Annotated in this window: 20 protein-coding genes and 1 other RNA gene; 9 read left to right on the top strand and 12 right to left on the bottom strand. The window is 58.5% G+C overall.

Features of this window, described 5'->3' with window-relative positions; all coding sequences use genetic code 11:
- Window positions 1-8: 8 nt before the first annotated feature.
- From GOW48_RS09550 to GOW48_RS09535, 4 genes are all read right to left on the bottom strand, one after another.
- Complete coding sequence (locus GOW48_RS09550; protein ID WP_170753242.1) at window positions 9-965, bottom strand: DUF2927 domain-containing protein; 957 nt, start codon at window positions 963-965, stop codon at window positions 9-11.
- A 4-nt stretch (window positions 966-969) separates the two neighbouring features.
- The gene (locus tag GOW48_RS09545) at window positions 970-2,160 is read right to left on the bottom strand and encodes a toxic anion resistance protein (protein ID WP_170753240.1); all 1,191 of its coding nucleotides are present in this window, start codon (window positions 2,158-2,160) and stop codon (window positions 970-972) included.
- 30 nt (window positions 2,161-2,190) lie between these two features.
- The gene (locus tag GOW48_RS09540) at window positions 2,191-3,105 is read right to left on the bottom strand and encodes a 5-bromo-4-chloroindolyl phosphate hydrolysis family protein (protein WP_170753238.1); all 915 of its coding nucleotides are present in this window, start codon (window positions 3,103-3,105) and stop codon (window positions 2,191-2,193) included.
- Window positions 3,106-3,280: 175 nt separating this feature from the next.
- A complete protein-coding gene (locus tag GOW48_RS09535) occupies window positions 3,281-4,153 on the bottom strand; it encodes a pseudouridine synthase (protein WP_170753237.1) in 873 nt (290 codons plus the stop codon).
- Here GOW48_RS09535 and GOW48_RS09530 point away from each other — a divergent pair.
- On the top strand, window positions 4,152-4,607 hold the full coding sequence (locus GOW48_RS09530; RefSeq protein WP_170753235.1) for a nucleoside deaminase: 456 nt from the start codon (window positions 4,152-4,154) through the stop codon (window positions 4,605-4,607). The two genes, GOW48_RS09535 and GOW48_RS09530, sit on opposite strands and share 2 nt — an antisense overlap.
- 13 nt (window positions 4,608-4,620) lie before the next feature.
- Here GOW48_RS09530 and GOW48_RS09525 read toward each other — a convergent pair whose 3' ends face one another.
- Window positions 4,621-5,598, bottom strand: a complete 978-nt coding sequence (locus tag GOW48_RS09525) for an adenylate/guanylate cyclase domain-containing protein (protein ID WP_170753233.1) — start codon at window positions 5,596-5,598, stop codon at window positions 4,621-4,623.
- A 7-nt stretch (window positions 5,599-5,605) separates the two neighbouring features.
- On the bottom strand, window positions 5,606-6,298 hold the full coding sequence (locus GOW48_RS09520; protein WP_170753231.1) for a metal-dependent hydrolase: 693 nt from the start codon (window positions 6,296-6,298) through the stop codon (window positions 5,606-5,608).
- 59 nt (window positions 6,299-6,357) lie between these two features.
- On the opposite strand from GOW48_RS09520, the gene GOW48_RS09515 reads away from it, so the two are divergent.
- A complete protein-coding gene (locus GOW48_RS09515; RefSeq protein WP_170753229.1) occupies window positions 6,358-7,008 on the top strand; it encodes a ceramidase domain-containing protein in 651 nt (216 codons plus the stop codon).
- Here GOW48_RS09515 and GOW48_RS09510 read toward each other — a convergent pair.
- Both GOW48_RS09510 and GOW48_RS09505 read right to left on the bottom strand, forming a co-directional pair.
- Entirely contained in the window at window positions 7,005-7,568 is a 564-nt protein-coding gene (locus GOW48_RS09510) for a DUF4202 domain-containing protein (protein WP_170753227.1), read from the bottom strand. The two genes, GOW48_RS09515 and GOW48_RS09510, sit on opposite strands and share 4 nt — an antisense overlap.
- A gap of 125 nt (window positions 7,569-7,693) precedes the next feature.
- The gene (locus tag GOW48_RS09505; protein ID WP_170352446.1) at window positions 7,694-7,852 is read right to left on the bottom strand and encodes a hypothetical protein; all 159 of its coding nucleotides are present in this window, start codon (window positions 7,850-7,852) and stop codon (window positions 7,694-7,696) included.
- A gap of 226 nt (window positions 7,853-8,078) precedes the next feature.
- Between GOW48_RS09505 and gatC the strand changes: the two genes are divergently transcribed.
- From gatC to rnpB, 5 genes are all read left to right on the top strand, one after another.
- Window positions 8,079-8,366 (top strand): Asp-tRNA(Asn)/Glu-tRNA(Gln) amidotransferase subunit GatC, encoded by a 288-nt coding sequence (gatC, locus tag GOW48_RS09500; protein ID WP_170325838.1) that lies wholly within the window; start codon window positions 8,079-8,081, stop codon window positions 8,364-8,366.
- A gap of 3 nt (window positions 8,367-8,369) precedes the next feature.
- Window positions 8,370-9,857, top strand: coding sequence for an Asp-tRNA(Asn)/Glu-tRNA(Gln) amidotransferase subunit GatA (gatA, locus tag GOW48_RS09495; protein WP_170352447.1), 1,488 nt, complete (start codon window positions 8,370-8,372; stop codon window positions 9,855-9,857).
- Window positions 9,858-9,892: 35 nt separating this feature from the next.
- Window positions 9,893-10,603, top strand: a complete 711-nt coding sequence (locus GOW48_RS09490; RefSeq protein WP_170753225.1) for a hypothetical protein — start codon at window positions 9,893-9,895, stop codon at window positions 10,601-10,603.
- Window positions 10,554-11,255, top strand: coding sequence for an N-acetylmuramoyl-L-alanine amidase (locus tag GOW48_RS09485; RefSeq protein ID WP_170753223.1), 702 nt, complete (start codon window positions 10,554-10,556; stop codon window positions 11,253-11,255). The genes GOW48_RS09490 and GOW48_RS09485 overlap by 50 nt, the downstream gene beginning before the upstream one ends.
- Window positions 11,256-11,387: 132 nt before the next feature.
- An RNA gene (gene rnpB / locus GOW48_RS09480) (RNase P RNA component class A) lies at window positions 11,388-11,781 on the top strand.
- 9 nt (window positions 11,782-11,790) lie between these two features.
- On the opposite strand, the gene GOW48_RS09475 is transcribed toward rnpB, so the two are convergent.
- From GOW48_RS09475 to GOW48_RS09465, 3 genes are all read right to left on the bottom strand, one after another.
- On the bottom strand, window positions 11,791-12,123 hold the full coding sequence (locus tag GOW48_RS09475; protein WP_170753221.1) for a GYD domain-containing protein: 333 nt from the start codon (window positions 12,121-12,123) through the stop codon (window positions 11,791-11,793).
- A gap of 65 nt (window positions 12,124-12,188) precedes the next feature.
- Window positions 12,189-13,031 carry a DUF2182 domain-containing protein gene (locus GOW48_RS09470; RefSeq protein WP_170753219.1) on the bottom strand — a complete coding sequence of 281 codons (843 nt, stop codon included), beginning with the start codon at window positions 13,029-13,031 and terminating at the stop codon, window positions 12,189-12,191.
- A gap of 12 nt (window positions 13,032-13,043) precedes the next feature.
- Window positions 13,044-13,679, bottom strand: coding sequence for a DUF1326 domain-containing protein (locus GOW48_RS09465; protein WP_170753217.1), 636 nt, complete (start codon window positions 13,677-13,679; stop codon window positions 13,044-13,046).
- A gap of 293 nt (window positions 13,680-13,972) precedes the next feature.
- On the opposite strand from GOW48_RS09465, the gene rpmG reads away from it, so the two are divergent.
- Window positions 13,973-14,140, top strand: coding sequence for a 50S ribosomal protein L33 (gene rpmG, locus GOW48_RS09460; RefSeq protein ID WP_010441901.1), 168 nt, complete (start codon window positions 13,973-13,975; stop codon window positions 14,138-14,140).
- Between the two features lie 215 nt (window positions 14,141-14,355).
- Window positions 14,356-14,862, top strand: coding sequence for a hypothetical protein (locus GOW48_RS09455; RefSeq protein WP_170753213.1), 507 nt, complete (start codon window positions 14,356-14,358; stop codon window positions 14,860-14,862).
- Window positions 14,863-14,994: 132 nt separating this feature from the next.
- Here GOW48_RS09455 and GOW48_RS09450 read toward each other — a convergent pair whose 3' ends face one another.
- Window positions 14,995-15,771 (bottom strand): Bax inhibitor-1/YccA family protein, encoded by a 777-nt coding sequence (locus GOW48_RS09450; protein ID WP_170352454.1) that lies wholly within the window; start codon window positions 15,769-15,771, stop codon window positions 14,995-14,997.
- Window positions 15,772-15,799: the final 28 nt, after the last annotated feature.

Raw genomic sequence — 15,799 nt, 5'->3', positions numbered from 1 at the left:
CCTTGGGCCTATAGCGGCTGGCCCATCAATTCACGTGCCAGTAACCGCACCACGGGGCGGGCATCCTGTGCCGTCACGCCCGGTTGCAGGCGCGGATCGTAAAGCATTGAAAGCAGTTTCTCGTCATGGCTGGTCAGCAGAGCAAACTCGTCATCGTCGTTAAAGATCGAAGGCCGTGCGGCCGGGCTGTCGTTGGACAGGCCAAGACCCTGGGCCATTTCTTCATGGATGCAACTGCGGCGCAGCAGGTCCGGCAATTCCGTTCGGATGAGTACCACGGCCCGTACGAACTGGTTCGGCGCCCGGTTGGTGGGCGACGCAATTACAAAGCAATCAATATTGGCCCGAGGGTTTGCGACCAGTTCAAGAACCGGTTGGCTGATCCCCGGCGCGAGCTCCTTGAGGCGTGACACCACGTATGCGCTGTCGTCTTTGCCTGCAAAAAAGACATGAAAATTCGGTTTTCTGGTGACGACAGAGATCGGGTGGCTGGTAAGTCTCGCTAACCTGTCGGTGTAGGCGTTGACCTGAGCGGTATCCTGTTCGCGCAACTGTGGTTCCACGGTGGGCGCAAACTCAATTTGGACACGAACCGGGGTGGTCCAGCGGCTGAGTTGCCCCTCGGTGCTGTACGTCGTCGCGGTGACGGCGTGGTCGGGATATTCGTTGTAAAATGCAATCACGTCGAAATTGCGCTCAAGGTCGCTGGCGTCGTAGGGCGTATCTGGGCCCCCGCCATCTGTGCGCAGCAGGCCGCGCGTGACCAGATCGCGCTCGACCCGCTGGTAAAACCGCGCAAGATCCTGACTGGCTGCCGAGGGCGCGACATATGCGTTGGGCGCGGGCGTTGCCGGCGCAGGGCGGGGTTCAGGCACTGCAGACGCGGTCAGGGTTTCGTCGCAACTGGCCAAGGCCCAAAGCGCAACGCACCCCAACGCATATCTGAGTTTTCTTAGTCCTGCCACCGTATCAGTCCGGAACAGCGGTGCCGGAATTGTCGCCGATGCCGTCCTTGCGGGCCTTGGCGGCGGCCAGCGTGTCGCGCAGCTCGGCCTCCATCTTCTGCAGCTCTTCTTCGGCGGCGGCGCGTTTGGCTTTGCCCTCATCGGCAATAGCAAGGCTTTCATTGATCGTTCCGATCAGATCAGCATTGGCCTGTTTTACAGCTTCGATGTCGAACACGCCGCGCTCCATCTCTTCGCGGATCATCTTGTTCGACTGCCGCAGATTGGCCGCGTTCGAGGTCAGCAACTCATTTGTCAGGTCGTTGGCCTCACGCACGGCCGAGGCAGCCTCGGCACTGCGCTGGATAGTAACCGCCTGCGCCAGTTGGGTTTCCCACAGCGGTACGGTGTTCACCAATGTCGAATTGATCTTGGTCACCAGCGACTTGTCGTTTTCCTGTACCAAGCGGATTGAGGGCAGCGACTGCATCGTCACCTGTCGGGTCAGTTTCAGGTCATGCACGCGGCGTTCCAAATCATCCCGCGCGGCGCGCAGGTCGCGCAATTCCTGCGCTTTCATGACCTGATCATCTTCGGGGGCGGCCTGAACGGCGGCCTCTTTTTCGGGAATATCGTGGCTGTCCAGTTCGGTCAGCTTTTCCTCACCCGCCGCGATATACAGCGCCAGCTCGTCGTAAAAACCCAGCGTCTTTTCATAGAGCATATCCAGCGATTTGATGTCTTTCAGCAGCGTATGCTCATGCGCCAACAAATCGTCAGTAATGCGGTCTATCTGGCCCTGTACTTGTTCGTATTGCGCGGTGAACTTGGCAAATGGCGCCGCGCGGCCCATTAGTTTTTCCCACCAGCTTCGTTCGCGCCGTACGTCCAGCTCGCTGACCGAAAAACCGCGAATGGTGGTCACGATGTTGCGCAGGCTGTCTCCGGCTGGTCCAACATCCTTGTTGCGTACGTCGGCCAACATGGCTTGGCTTATTTCCTGCAGTTCGGCTTGCGCTGAAGACCCGAACGCGACGATCGAGTTGGTGTTGCCCATATCGATCTCGTCCATCCGCTTGCGAATTTCGGCACTGACAGGCTCGTCGGCATCCTCCAGCGAGATGACCTCGGCGGTGGGGTCGGGAAGGGCAACTGCAGTAACTTCCTGCACCATCGTCTCGGCTTCGACCGCCTTATTCTTGATTTCGTCGGACATGGGGAAATCCTCTCTTGCAATAGTGGCCGGTCAGTCCAACCGGACGCCTTCGCGCTGCAACCGTTCGCGCAACACGTCAATTTCAACCGTCAGATCACTGCGGTCATCCAATAGCATCTTGCGGGTTCGAGCCGCGAAATTCTGCTCCAAATCGTCTAGCAATTCCGAGTAACCGGCAAGGGCTTGTGCGTCCCGCGTGCGGGCATAGACATCCGAGAATTTGACGGTCGCATCACGTGCACCTTGCAGATAGACGGTCAGGTATTTGCGCGCCCCCGCGAGATCGCGCGGGTCCTCTTCGACCGTACGAAATAATTCGCGCGCAGTGTCCTGAAATCGTTCAACGCGAGCCTCGATCTGTCGGTCGCCTGCGCGTTTGATTGCATCCGTCATCTCGGCCAGATGGGTCTCGGCATCTTCGATCACGCGGGCCACGCGGTCCTGTTGAAAGGTATCGATGCCCTCCATTCCCTTGTCTTTCATCGGATCCAGTCCGAAAGACACGGAATGCAGCGCCGCGGCTGCTAGGCCAAACAGAACAGGCGCGATGATGCCGGCGTCTGACGCCGCTGCTGCGTCCAGAAATTCCACTCTGTAAGACGCCAACGCCGTACCAAGCCCCGTGAGAACACTGGCAAAGATCTTGCGCGGAATAGCGGGCCGTCGCGCCGTTCGACGGGTGTTATAAGCCGCTTCGGCGCGCAGACCCTCGCGCAGAAGAAACGCCGCGCCGGTCAGCAGCGCCGCTGCAATCAGGCCAATGGTCATGCCAAGTGCGCCATCGTTCAGCGACAGAAACACCAATGGTATGGGAGGGATGAACAGAATGTTGGCGCGGGCACCAGCAGGTTCTACCCGGACGCCATCGAACTGACCACGCGACGGCTGTTCGGTCGGGTCGGCTTCACCGTGTGGGCTATATTTTCCGCCATAGCGTTTGGCCATGCGTCTACAAGCCCCCCAGAAGGCCGGTGCAAACGCCAAACAACAGCACCACCAGGGCCGCGTAGGCCAGTTTCTGCACTCCGGTTCCGGACATGATGCCCCCCAAAGACGATCCTCACGTAAAATTTAGGGCATGAGGGGCGTGTACGCTAGGGGGAAGGTTGCCTAACCCGCGTCACTTGCGAGGTTTCTTGCCGATCGGTGCCCGTTTTCTTTGCGGTCGAGCCTTGGGTTTGGCTTGCGCTTCCGGGGCCGCGTCCAAACCCAATTGGTCGCGCATCACGCGGCGACGAATTTCTTCGACCTCGCCGGGCTTCAGGCTGCCCAGTTGAAACGGCCCGTAAGACACACGCAACAGGCGGTTCACGGCGTAACCGATATCCTCCATCGCGCGGCGAATTTCGCGGTTCTTGCCTTCGCGCAAGCCGATGGTCAGCCATGCGTTCGCGCCCTGTTGACGGTCCAGCGAGACGTCCATGGGTAAAAACCGCTCGCCTTCAATAACCAGCCCTTTGCGCAAGGGGGCAAAATCCTCGTCCTTGGGGCGGCCATTCACCCGCACGCGGTACTTGCGCAGCCATCCGGTCGAGGGCAGCTCCAGTTTGCGCTTGATGCCGCCGTCATTGGTCAACAGCAGCAACCCTTCGGAATTTAGGTCCAGCCGCCCGACGCTCATGACTCGGGGCATGTCCTCGGGCAGGTTGTCGAAGATCGTCGCGCGGCCCTTTTCGTCCCGCGTCGTAGTCACCAGACCGGGGGGCTTGTGATACAACCACAAGCGCGACGGTTCCGGTTCGGACACCGGCTTGCCGTCAACTGTGATCCTGTCTTTGCCGGTGACGTTCAGGGCGGGGCTGGTGATGGGCTTGCCATTCACGGTCACACGACCAGCTTCGATCATGCGTTCGGCTTCACGGCGCGAGGCGACGCCCGCGCGGGCAAGCACTTTGGCGATCCGGTCGCCGGGAGGAGGGGTTTTGGTCATCCGCAGCCCATAGCGCATCCCGCCGCCTTGCGAAAGACAGGTTTCTGATGCAGTCAGAGGCATGACTTTCAAGTCCTTTATGAACATCGCGCTGGAACAGGCCCGCGCAGCAGCTGACCGCGGAGAGGTTCCGGTGGGCGCTGTCATCGTGCGGGGCGACCGCGTGGTGGCCGTGGCGGGCAACCGAACACGAGAACTGAATGACCCGACTGCACATGCCGAGATTCTGGCCCTACGCGCGGCTTGTGCTGAGGTAGGGTCCGAGAGGCTGCCCGATCATGACCTCTATGTGACGCTGGAGCCTTGCGCGATGTGCGCCGCTGCTCTGGCTGCGGCGCGTATCCGGCGCGTTTATTATGGCGCAGCCGATCCGAAATCGGGCGGGGTGGCCCATGGGGCGCGGGTGTTCTCGCACCCTCAGGCGCATCACGCGCCCGAGGTTTACGATGGTATTGCTGCGGCCGAGTGTGAAGATCTGTTGCGCCGGTTTTTTGCTGAAAAAAGAGAGCAAAAGTAACTTGGTCTTTGCTTCAATTCGCAGACCAATCCAGTTGATAGACAACTTGCTGCCCGCCGAATCCTTTCAACGAGACTGACGCAGGTGGTCTGAATACCAAGTTATCCTCTGCCCCGACCAAAAGGCGCGTTACGTCGGTGACGTGAATTTCGTTTGGCCCGCTGATATCGGTGACACGGGCTGCCTTGTTGACGACCGATCCGAAAAAATCCTCGTTCCGCTGTATGACATCTCCGGTGTGAATGCCGATCCGCAGCCCAAATGGGGCGTCGGAAGCTGCTGCCGCGTTTCGGCTCTGGATTTCGATCGCCGCCCTTAACGCGTTTTGAGGAGAGGCGAAAATCGACATGGTTCCGTCTCCAAGCGATTTGATCATCCGGCCGCGATTCGCCTCGATCATCTGCGAGGTCAGGGCAAAATGGTCCGCAATAACCTCTGCCCATCTGCGATCACCCAATCGCCGGGTGATCACCGACGAATTCGCGATGTCAGTAAACATGACCGAAGCGGTGCCTTCGGTCTGGTCATGTTGAAATTCGTGACGCGCTGCGTCGATCAGGGCGTTCAGCGCAGTGTGCTCGATCCCGATTTTTTCCATGTTCGAGGTGGGATTGGACACATGCGCCTGCACGACTTTCCAGACGCCGTCCTCAAGATGCAAAACAAATGTAAACCGGTGAAATGCAGACTTTCCATTCGAGGCAAAGGTCAATGTCGCGGTGCAATGCGCCCAGCCCGCGTTGCCGCATTCAAACGCTTCCAGCGAGTGTTCATCCCACTCAAAGTCGGGGATTTCTTTCGTGTGATCGGCAAACCCTCGGCGAAAAACCTGCCCCGACCACTCCTCGTTTTCCGCTGATCCCTGATACCGCAGATGCTCAGAAGACGAGAGCATGTTGACCAAGGTCGCGCGGTCCTTGAGGCGTACGGCGTCGTTCCACCGTCTGACAACGGCGATCAATTCGGGGGATGGAACGATGCCTTGGCTCATTCGTGCGCTATAGTTTGATCGGTTGCATCACCACGGGCTCGATCACATCTAGGCCCGGCAGCCTGTCGATCAGCGTTTGCGCGGATTGTTCCAGGATCGGGAATGTTTTGTAGTGGCATGGAACCACGGTTTTGAATTTGAAATACCGCTTGGCAGCGTATGCAGCCCCCTTCATATCCATGGTGAAATGCCCGCCTGCCGACAGGATGCCGATATCGGGTTTATAGTAGTCGCCCATCCAGTCCATGTCGGCCATTATGTCCGTATCCCCAGACACATATAGCATGTGCCCATCACCCGCGATCATGAACCCGACTTCGCTGCCACCGGTGCGCAAACCATCGGGCGTAGAGAAGGTTGAGCTGTGCGACGCGGGAACCATCGACACCATCACGCCGTTCAGGTTTACCGTGCCACCTTTGTTGAAGCCCACGGTTTCGATCCCTTCGGATTCGCTCCAATACCCCATCAAATCGTATTGGCCGACGACTGGAACCTTAAGGTGCTTGGCCAGTGACACAACATCCGCGACATGGTCGAAATGTGTGTGCGTCAACAGGATGTGGTTTGCCCCCTCAAGGGCTGCGTCGTGCTGGTCTTCGGGCAAAACCGGGTTTCCGGTCAGCCACGGGTCGATCAGCAACACTTGCCCTTCGGTCTCGATGCGAAAGCTGCCGTGACCCAGCCAGATGATATTCATGAAAAAAACCTCCCAATCAGTCTGTTGGCTTCAACCTAGCATCGGCTATGTAAAAATTCATGGACTGGTTTCAGGAAATTGACGGGTATTGCGAACGGTTGTCGCCCGCTTATTGGGCCGAGCCGATAAATGCGGTCACGAACGCGGCCTTTCTGGTTGCCGCGTTGATTATGTGGATGCGCGTTCGGGGGCAGGGGATGCCGCTGGCCGTAGCCCTGGTGGCGATTCTGGCTGCGATCGGCGTGGGCAGCTATCTGTTCCACACACATGCACAGGTCTGGGCGGCGCTGGCGGATGTCGCGCCTATCCTGCTGTATATTCTGGTCTACATTTTCGCGATCAACCGTGATGTCTGGCAGATTCGGCCGCTTTTTGCCGCCATCGTTACGGCGTTGTTTATCCCATATGCAGCCGCGACCATACCTGTGTTCCAACTCGTGCCGGGTCTCGGCGGGTCGGCGGCCTATGCGCCGGTCCCGTCGCTAATCCTGATCTACGCCTTCTTGTTGCGCACGCGCGTTCCAGATACAGCCAAAGGGCTGGCCATCGGCGCGATAATCCTGATCGCCTCAATTACATTCCGGGCGCTGGATGAACCGATCTGCGGCCATCTGCCGTTGGGTACACATTTCATGTGGCACATCCTGAATGCGACCATGCTGGGCTGGATGATCGAGGTCTATCGCAGGCACATGATACGTCTGCGTTAGTTTTCGAAAGCGGCGGCAAGCTCTTTGGGTAGGTCAAATTCCTTCAATACCCGCGTGCGACCCTCGTCAGACATTTTGCGGGCGGTCTTTTCGACGATGCCTTGGATTTTCTCGGCAGAGTGCTTTGCGGCGAAGGGTGCAAAATACCACTTTAGAAACACGAAACAGATCACATCTTCCAGCGCCTGAACTTCGTCGTCGCGCTTGATGCCCTGTTTGCGCAGCATTCGCTCAGCCGCTTCGATGTCGCCGGCGCCATATTCACTAAGCTCCATCAACCCGGCGACGACTTCGGCGTGATGAACCGCTTGCGCTTTGCGCCATGCCAGATAGCCCGCACGCCCTTCGGGGTATTCGCTGCGCGCAAGCTTCCAACGTTCCACATGCTGACCGCGCGCCGCGATTTGCAGTGGGTCCGAGGCGTTTGGGAACAGCCGGTCCAACTCGGCGGTCATGCGCTGACCGTATAGCAGGGCGGCAGGTTGGCCATCTTCCAGATTGGGGTCTTGTGCGTTGGCCGCGTCAATCGCGTCCAGAACTGCTTGTTTGCGCGGGTTCATCTTGTGCTCCGTCGAATGGCTGACTTTGTGTCCATCCTAGCGTGTCATCAGATTAAGCGCAGCAGGCGATTGTATAAAATCCGGGTCGGGGAGAGGAGGACCCGACCCGGACGAAGGGGGTCACATCACTTACCGACCTTCGTTTTATCTTGAGAGACAGGTTCCGAGACCGTTTCGGGGAAGGTCAGGTCGCGGGTCAGGCTGCCCATGGTCGGCCCGAATGCCTGTGCCTGCGCTGCCAGAAGGGTCGAGGTCAATACAAGGGCGGTCATGAACGTTTTCATCGTCTTACTCCGATTGTGCGTTTCCGTGAGTATGAAATGAACAGTTCAGTTTAGTTTTTCAAGAGACAAAGTGAACTAATCGGTTTATTTTTTTGCATGGCGAGTATGCTTCATTTGCAGTCGGCTTGGGTCGCCTGGGCGAAAGGCGGGTAAATCCGCCCCCTGCCGCTCTTGCGACCGGGGCGGCAGACAGGTAAACGCCACCTAACGCATATGAGGTTTTCCGATGTCGATTGACCAAAGCACAGCCGCCAAGGTGGCCAAACTGGCCCGGATCAAGGTCGAGGATGACGCGCTACCCGCGCTGGCATCCGAATTCAACACCATCCTTGGGTTCATCGAGCAACTGAACGAAGTAGATGTTGAAGGTGTCGAGCCCATGGTCTCGGTCGAGCCGATGCGCCTGAAACGGCGCGAGGATGTGGTCACCGACGGAAACCAGCAGGACAAGGTTCTGGCCAACGCCCCCGACGCGCGCGAGGGCTTTTTCGCAGTCCCCAAAGTGGTGGAGTAAGACATGAGCGATCTGAACAAACTGGGCCTGGCCGAGGCCCGCGACGCGCTGCGCAAGGGTGACGTAACCTCGGTCGAGCTTACCGAAGCCTGCTTGAAAGCGATTGATGACGCTGACGCGCTGAACGCTTTTGTCCACAAGACGCCCGAGATCGCGCTGGAACGCGCCAAGACGGCGGATGCCCGGATCAAGGAAGGCGATGCGCCTGCCATGTGCGGTCTGCCGATCGGCATCAAGGATCTGTTCTGCACCAAAGGCGTGCCTTCGCAGGCCGCCTCGAAGATTCTGGAAGGCTTCAAGCCCGAATACGAATCCACCGTGTCTCAGCAATTGGCCGACGCCGGGGCTGTTATGCTGGGCAAGTTGAACATGGACGAATTCGCCATGGGCTCGTCCAACGAAACCTCGGTTTACGGAAACGCGGTCAGCCCGTGGCGGCGCGGCAATGACGACGCGCAACTGACACCTGGCGGCTCGTCGGGAGGCTCGGCGTCTGCTGTGGCGGCTGACCTGTGTCTGGCCGCAACCGGCACCGACACTGGCGGTTCGATCCGTCAGCCCGCCGCGTTTACCGGCATCACCGGCATCAAGCCGACCTACGGCCGTTGCTCTCGCTGGGGCATTGTGGCCTTTGCGTCCTCGCTGGATCAGGCCGGTCCTATGACCAAGAACGTGCGCGATGCGGCGATCATGCTGGAAACCATGTGTGGCCATGACCCCAAGGATTCCACCAGCGCCGAATTGGCTGTGCCGAACTTTGAGGCGATGCTGACCGGCGACATCAAGGGCAAGAAAATCGGCATCCCTAAGGAATACCGTATGGACGGTATGCCGGCCGAGATCGAAAAGCTCTGGGCAGATGGCGCTGAGATGCTCAAAGCTGCTGGGGCCGAGATCGTCGATATCTCGCTGCCGCACACCAAGTACGCGCTGCCTGCCTATTACGTGATTGCCCCGGCCGAGGCGTCCTCGAATCTGGCGCGCTATGACGGCGTCCGCTATGGCCGCCGCGCCACGCTGGCGCAGGGCGATGGCATCACCGAAATGTACGAGAAAACTCGCGCTGAAGGCTTCGGTCACGAAGTTCAGCGCCGCGTGATGGTCGGCACCTATGTGCTGTCGGCGGGCTTCTACGATGCCTACTACAACCGCGCCCGCCGCGTACGTACCCTGATCAAGAAAGACTTCGAAGACGTCTTTGCCGCAGGTGTCGACGCGATCCTGACGCCCGCCACCCCGTCGGCCTCGTTTGGGCTGGGTGAGATGACCGAAGCCGATCCGGTGCAGATGTATCTGAACGACGTCTTCACCGTCACAGTGAACCTTGCGGGCCTGCCCGGTGTCTCTGTCCCGGCAGGTCTGGACGCACAGGGTCTGCCGTTGGGTCTGCAGTTGATCGGACGTCCTTGGGAAGAGGGTGATCTGCTCAACACGGCCTACGCGCTGGAAAACGCCGCCGGGTTTGTGGCCAAGCCGGGCAAATGGTGGTAGGTCTGGGCGCAGGCAAGACAACACGGAGCAGCCGGATGCGATTTACGTTTCTGATCCCCGCAATCGGGTTTGTGGCCGCCTGCAACACGGTGGCCCCGATCCAGGGGACCGACTTCAATACACCGTCTTATCAGGCGCAGCGTGAGGCCCAATTGGCTGGCCAAGGCTACACGGGCAACCCTCTGGTCGGCCCAGTAGACGTGTCAGAGCAGGCGCTTGGCGCGCCGGGTACAGCACAACCCCCATCGGGAGACAACGCAGACCTGGCCTCTGCTACTGCGGCGGCATTGGCTAGTACTTCTGCCTCTGGTGCACCTTTGACCGCTCCGGTTGCGACAGAGCTTCCGAGCAACAACGCCATCTCGGATGAGCAGGATTTTGGGGCTGTATCTGACCGCCGTACCATCGAGTCAGATGCGGCACGGATCGAACAGAATCGTCAAACCTACGAGGTGGTTGCCCCAACAGCGATCCCTCAGCGGGGCACCGATGGACAGCCCAACATTGTGCAATACGCGTTAAGCACTTCAAATCCGGTTGGTACGCAGCTCTATAGTCGGGCAGGGTTCAACCTACAGGCCAAGGCGCAAAGGAATTGCGCAAAATTCCCGTCCGCGGATCAAGCACAGATCGAGTTCCTGTCCAATGGTGGCCCGCAGCGCGACCGTAAGGGGTTGGACCCGGACGGAGACGGGTATGCCTGCGGCTGGAACCCCAGCGCGTTTCGCAGTGCCGTCAACAACTGACCTGACTCCGATCTGGCACCCTTCCCCCAATTTCGGCTCACGCAGAGACGGGCTGGGGCCGTCGCTGGTCGTTCTGCACTATACCGCAATGAACAGCGCCCAGGCGGCGTTGGATCGCCTCTGCGACCCGCAATACGAGGTGTCCGCCCACTACCTGATCGGTTGTGGCGGCACGCTCTGGCAGATGGTGCGCGAAGAAGACCGTGCTTGGCACGCCGGGGCAGGTGAGTGGCGCGGCCAAACTGACATCAACTCGCGCTCGATCGGGATCGAGCTGGACAATCGCGGCGACCACCCCTTTTCCGAGCCGCAACTGGCGACACTCGAAACCCTTCTGCTCGCAATTTTGTCGCGCTGGAAAATCCCGCCATCCGGCGTGCTCGGTCATTCCGACATGGCTCCGGGTCGCAAGATCGACCCCGGCCCGCGCTTTCCTTGGTCTCGGCTGGAACACCAAGCCCTTGCCGCCCAATCGGGCGCAGGCGATTGCCCACAAAACCTCACACAAGACGCGTTCCGCGCTGCTGCCCGCGCCGCAGGCTATACTGCCCAAACCGACGACGATACGCTGCTGGCAACTGTGCGCCTGCGTCACCGTCCAAGTGCAACAGGCCCCTTGCACCCTGCCGATTTTGCCGCGCTTATCCCCTAGGACCTGATCCGTCCTTCATCTGGCCAAAAATACCTCGGGGTTGAATTGGCCGTAGGCCAAGAAGGGGCTGGCCCCTTCTACCAACCAATCCACCCTTGACGCCGCCTGGCCCAAAGCCTAACCAACCCACGCGCGGAGGGCCGGATGGCCGCTGGGGTCGCAAGGCCCGAGAGGAAAGTCCGGACTCCACAAGACAACGGTGCCGGGTAATGCCCGGGCGGGGTAACCCGACGGAAAGCGCCACAGAAATCAGACCGCCACACGCGTGTGGTAAGGGTGAAACGGTGGGGTAAGAGCCCACCGCGCCGCTGGCAACAGCGGTGGCACGGCAAGCCCCACCGGGAGCAATGCCAAATAGGGTCCCCGCGCGGGCCGGTCGGCGCCCGCCGATACCGCCGCTAAGCCTGTCTTGGCCCAGAGGGACCGGGTTGGCAGCTTGAGCCGCGCAGCAATGCACGGCCTAGAGGAATGGTCATCGAAGGGGGTAACTCCGGAACAAGATCCGGCTTACAGGCCCTCCGCGCATATTCCCCGCTCACTTGCCCGGGGGTGAATAGGCTCCGGCAAGTTTGGCAGCTTTTTTCTGAATCGCGACAAAATCCTTGGCCTTCCATGCGCGAACAGTCTCGATCTTGGAAACTGCGCCCGAGGCTGCGACGGCCATGCCGACGGCGACCGCATCAGTTCCGTCCGGTGCCTCGCTGATAACAACCACGTCGTTTTCGCCAGTTGTCACATAAAAAGCCAATAACTTGCCTCCGACTTTCTTTAAAAGAGCTTTCACCGGTCCCGTCCGATCCGCCGGCTTCTTAAGCATCCCACGGACACCGTTCTGCGAATAAGTGGCATATGTAATGAAAATTGGCATGTCTACCTCCTGAAAAAATGAAGGGGACCCTTAAGTTGGCCGGCCCCTAAAGCCGAGTATTTTGATCACGTCACCGGAATCGAAAGCCCTGCGATCAACCAAGCACCGAATACGATCAAGGCAATGCCGGTCAGGGGAACCAGCCATCTTGCATGCGGGATAAGTTTTTCCAGCGCGACATACACGGCGATCCCGACAATCCAATAAAGGTTCATAACGCCGCCAACAAACAGCAGCAGCATCAGCGCCCAGCAGCACCCAAGGCAATATGCCCCATGCAGTGCGCCGGTACGAAAGGCGCCAACTGCACCCGGTCTGCTGTGGTCGGCCAAAAAATGCGCAGGGTTGCGGCAATGACGCAGGCATGCAGTTTTAAGGCTGGACAGTTGATAGAGCCCGGCCGCCAACAGAATAATCCCGGCAAAGGTTCGGGATCGGATCGTCATCATCGGCCCGTCAGATAACCCGGCTTGTTCCAACCCCCATTGCGCTCCTGTTGCCAATGCGCTGAAGGCCGCCCAAGTTACCAGATAACCGCTCAGAAAAACCATGCTCAGGACAGCGGACCGGGCCTTTTCAGGCCCCATGCGTTTGATCGCGGTATAAAGCAAAACGGTAGGAGCAGCGCTGGGTGTCATCATGGCGACCATCATCACCCACCACATTAGAAAAATAAGGATGGCGTAGGGCAGGGACCACGCCGTTTGACCTGCCATTGTCATTGGCTCTCCGATCGGTCCGGCCATGCGAGTCATGTCAACTGCGGACATGTTCATACCAATGCCAACTGTTGTGTACCACGCAGCGCCAAGGACGACTGCGAGGACACTCAGCAAAACGATTAGTCGGTCATGGCGTAAAACACGATCAATGGCTCCGGCCGAGGCCGGCTCGTTCTCAGAGGTCATGTTCGCACCTGTTCACGCGCCAAGAACGCCGTGGCCTGATATGTTAAGATGCGCCAAATGCGCGTGGGTGGCGTCAAAGCTCAGGCTGATCTCGCCACCCGTTGTCTGTGCTTTCCCCGAGGCGGCCTCGGCCTGACGATATTCAAACCCATTCGGTAATTGTATGGATGCCCGATGGGGCAGACCCGATACGATATGTGGAATCGGATTGACCTCAAGATCGAAGACACCATGAACCTTTGCGTGGCCTGTGCGGTCTTCGCGGGACCAGCTCAACTCGATCGGTACATAGAGTGTTTCGTGTTTGGTTGGTGCCATGGCGCTGTAGACGAACCAGAATGTCGCCATTTCATCCGTGTCCTGACCAGTCATGATAGCTTGCATCGCCGCCCGCTGATCGGCCGAGGCCGAGACGTCGATCACCAATTGCATTTGGCCGTTGCCTTCGTGAATCGGGCCCGGCCAATAGTAGACGCCTGCCGCGCGGATTCCCGCAAGATCGGTGTCTCCGTAGTGGCCGCTTTGGATATCATAAACAACAACCGCTTCGCAGTTGCCATGCGTCGGCAAAACGCTGAATTGGCACGGGCAACCGAAGTTGCAGTTGCAATTGGCCAATTCCTCGGCCTGAAGTTCCCATTCCGTCATAATAGCCCCCCAAGTGTACGGCATGATAAAACCGCGCTACCCCAAGGTTTTGCCTGTGATCCGATGCCTCGTGCATCCCGCCGGAATGCAGCCTTTTGGCTTGCTCCGACCGCAGAACTGTATCACGGAACCGTGATCCCACCAAATCGACACGGTTCGGCCGTCGCGCGTCAGATGGAATTGTGCGGAAAAGACACCGATTCAGGTTGACTCGGCTGTGCGACCGGGTAAAAGCGCACGCTCATAGGAATTCAACCGAAAGGCCCCTGCCTTTTCGGACGCAGGAGATAACCATGGCGAAGCCGACGACAATCAAGATCCGTCTGAACTCGACCGCGGGCACGGGCCACTTCTACGTGACCAAGAAAAACGCGCGTACCATGACCGAGAAAATGACCATTCGTAAATACGATCCGGTCGCTCGGAAACATGTCGAGTACAAGGAAGGCAAGATTAAGTAATCTGCCGTCCCTCTTGGACAGCTTAGAAGGCCTCGTGTTTACGGGGCCTTTTTTCGTTTGAAACTGGTTGGATGGTGGATCTCGGACGACCTTGTGCTGCATCTGTGCCGTTGCAACGGCGCATCAGGCGTAAAGCTATTCGCTACGGCTGCGGGTTGCTTTTTGGAACGCCTTTCTCATACGCTTCAGCTAATCGTTCCAAAATGTTGGCCGTCATGAAAAAAATCTTGTTATCCACAGCTACCGTTCTGGCCCTTGCGGCCTGTGAAGACCCTTACAACCGCTCAGGTGTCGGCTTTACCGGCATTGATGGTGAGCCCCGGACAATTGCGGATGTTCCGGGTGCGGTCGCCTTCCTGCCTGAGGCAACGAACGTACCCGCAGAACTCGCCGTCTTGCCGGCGGTGCCCGTGACGACAAGCGAAACCGACCCGCAGAAAATCGCGCGGATCGCGATTGACAATGGCGGCCGCAGTGACACCAATTCAGTCGTGCTGACCGGTTCAGACACAAACCTGTTCCTTAGCACAGTCAGCGTAAACGGAACGCTTTATGGTGTGTTGCGCACCGCGAATAACTCGACCCGTATCGACAACGAAATCGGAGCAGCCTTCGGTCGTAACGCCGAACAGTTCACTGGTTGTTTGCCTGCAGGTAATGTGTTCCGCAAAGGGTCGTCGCAGCGCAGCTCGGGGTTTGCTGTTCCTCTGAACTGCAGCTGATCTTTTCTTTAAGCCGTCTAAGACAAAAGGCCCTCACCGGATAGTGGGGGCCTTTTTTGGTGTACTAAATAGCCCGCGAAAAAAAAGGGCGAGCCATTGGCTCGCCCTGAATTGCGTGGTCTGAAGACCGCGTTACTCGCGGTTGCCGAACAACTGCAGCAGGAACATAAACATGTTGATAAAGTCGAGATACAGGCTCAGTGCGCCCATGATCGCTGCTTTACCCAACCATTCCTGATCACCCGAATGGGCCATTTGCAGGTAAGTGGTTTTGATGTTCTGCGTGTCGTATGCGGTCAGTCCAGCGAAGATCAGCACACCGATGACCGAGATTGCAAAGGCCATGGCCGAGGATGCAATGAAGATGTTCACGATCGATGCTACGATCAGACCAATCACGCCCATGATCAGGAACGTGCCCATCGCCGACAGATCTTTCTTGGTCGTGTAGCCATACAGCGACAGCCCCGCAAAGGCGATGGCAGTGATAAGGAAGACCTGAATGATCGACTCGCCGGTAAAGACCAAGAAGATCCAGCTGATCGAAACGCCCATAACGGCTGCGAACAGGTAGAATACCGTCTGCGCAGCTGCTGCCGACATACGGTTGATCCCGGCGCTAAAGCCAAAAACAAAGGCCAGCGGCGCGAACATGATCACCCATCTCAGCGGCGATGAAAACAGGGCGGCACCTAGCGATGTCAGGTATTTGTCAGCGCTCAGTTGCGCCGCTGCCGCCGATGGGTCGGTTGTTGTTGCCAGGCCGGCAATTGCCCAAGCCGCCGCAAATGTTATCAGCATGCCGACGGACATGGTGCCGTAGACTTTATTCATGTGGGCGCGCAGGCCCTCGTCAATCTGGGCAGCGCGCGCGCCGGCCGCCGTCCGGATCGTGTCAAATTGTGCCATAAAAGGGTCTCCCTTCGTTAGTTCTTTG

This window comes from Ruegeria lacuscaerulensis, assembly GCF_013033355.1.
Lineage (GTDB): Bacteria > Pseudomonadota > Alphaproteobacteria > Rhodobacterales > Rhodobacteraceae > Ruegeria > Ruegeria lacuscaerulensis_A.
The sequence above is the reverse complement of the archived record's forward strand: the minus strand, read 5'-3'. Positions and strand labels throughout refer to the sequence as shown.